Annotated in this window: 1 protein-coding gene; it reads right to left on the reverse strand. The window is 41.1% G+C overall.

Annotated elements, in window-relative coordinates; genetic code table 11:
- Window positions 1–445 precede the first annotated feature (445 nt).
- Window positions 446–1,300: an alpha/beta fold hydrolase gene (locus F6K13_RS32245; protein ID WP_124146577.1), complete on the reverse strand. Its 855-nt coding sequence runs from the start codon at window positions 1,298–1,300 to the stop codon at window positions 446–448.
- Window positions 1,301–1,610: the final 310 nt, after the last annotated feature.

Here is a 1,610-nt window from a genome sequence, read left to right on the forward strand (position 1 = left end):
GTCGGGAGGTAGACAAACATCTTGATCGAAGCGGATCAACATTTATTTATGTAAGGGGGTGCTTTCCGCCCCACCCTGTGGAGGAGTGGGGAAACCAGCACCCCCTTACCAACCCCCTTATGGTTGTAATTCTTGGACTTCATGTTGAGGAAGCAAAAAAAATGATAAGTTAAGAATAGGAATGAATAAGAAGTAGATATCTCCAAAATAAAAAATACAGTTATATATTTAGAGGAGAAAATTTTTAGCTTGGTATTTCTAAGTCTACGAATTAATGCTTAACTTAGGTAACACCAAATTGATAAATGCTTACTACAAATAGCTAGGATATTTCTTAGGAGTCAACCCATCCCTCACAGGTCCCTGGAGGGGAAGTCAGAACTCAGCTAAGGGAGCCGTCGGTAGGGCAACGTACAGAATGGATGGCTTTAATTTTAGTCATAATTTATATTTCCTTTGCCAAAAGACTTCGGATATGAGCCGCTACAGCATTAGGCTTTTCTAACATTGCTAGATGACCACATTCAGGAATTTCTAGGACATTTCCACCGTGGCCTTGAAACATCCAGTGAAAACTAGCTAAATGTTTTACATATTTAGGAGCCATTATTTGGTCTTTTGCTCCAGCAATAAAATAAACAGGTTGCTTCAATTTTGAGACTACCAGTGGAAGGTTATGAACTTCTGATTCTGTAGTGGAGTCTAATAGTGTCCCCAGAGCTGCTTCATAAGATGCTCCAAGAAAATCAGTTAATCGTTGTCGTCCCCATTTACGAGAGATTGGTGTGGCCACTTGAGTTCTTGTAAACATTAAGTCTGTCAGAGGCAAATAAGATAGCCAACTAGGACGAAATTTGATAAGTTGTGCCCCTGCAAACCTAAATCGTTCAAATTCTTCTTTAATGTAAATTCCACCACCAGAGTTGATACAGACCACTGCCTTGATAATATCGAACATTCTATTCGCTCCTAACAAGGCAATTGTGCCTCCTAAAGAGTGGCCAATGAGCCAGGCACTAGATATATTGAGTTTCTGTAATAATATTGTCAGGTCTTCTACATAAGCTGCGGGACTGTAGTTGAAAACTAATTTTTTTTGGGTTGAGTGGATTTGAGAATCACCGAATCCGCGCAAATCGTAAGATAAACATTGGTAATCTGGTGAAAGTCTTTGGATTAAAGGTTGCCAGTAGTTACGGCTTAAGAGCCAGCCATGTATAAAAATAAGCACATGGGGGGATTTTGTGGGGTTTGTCAATTCGTAGGCGTGTGGAACCCCTTGGATATCTATAGTTGCCATATTTGTATCTTATCCTGAATTGACAAGTGTGGGGAGATGGGGAGTGTGGGGAGATGGGCAGATGGAGACCCACCCCTAACCCCTCCCAGGAGGGCAGGGCTTTTCAAAGTATAGTATCAGGACTTACGCAAAGACAGCATATATAGCGTATGGTAATGTAGAGCGATATAGCTGTCGCACTTGCTCCGCCAACGCTGCAAAATAGAGAGCGATTGCCTCAGCAAAGCTCCGCTAACGCCTCAAGAAAAGTATCATGATCAAAACAAGAGTCAAAAAATACCTATCAAATAAAAACCGCTCTGAATTTGAT

Origin of the sequence: Okeania sp. SIO2B9 (assembly GCF_010672505.1) — a bacterium.
GTDB classification, from domain to species: Bacteria; Cyanobacteriota; Cyanobacteriia; order Cyanobacteriales; family Microcoleaceae; genus Okeania; species Okeania hirsuta.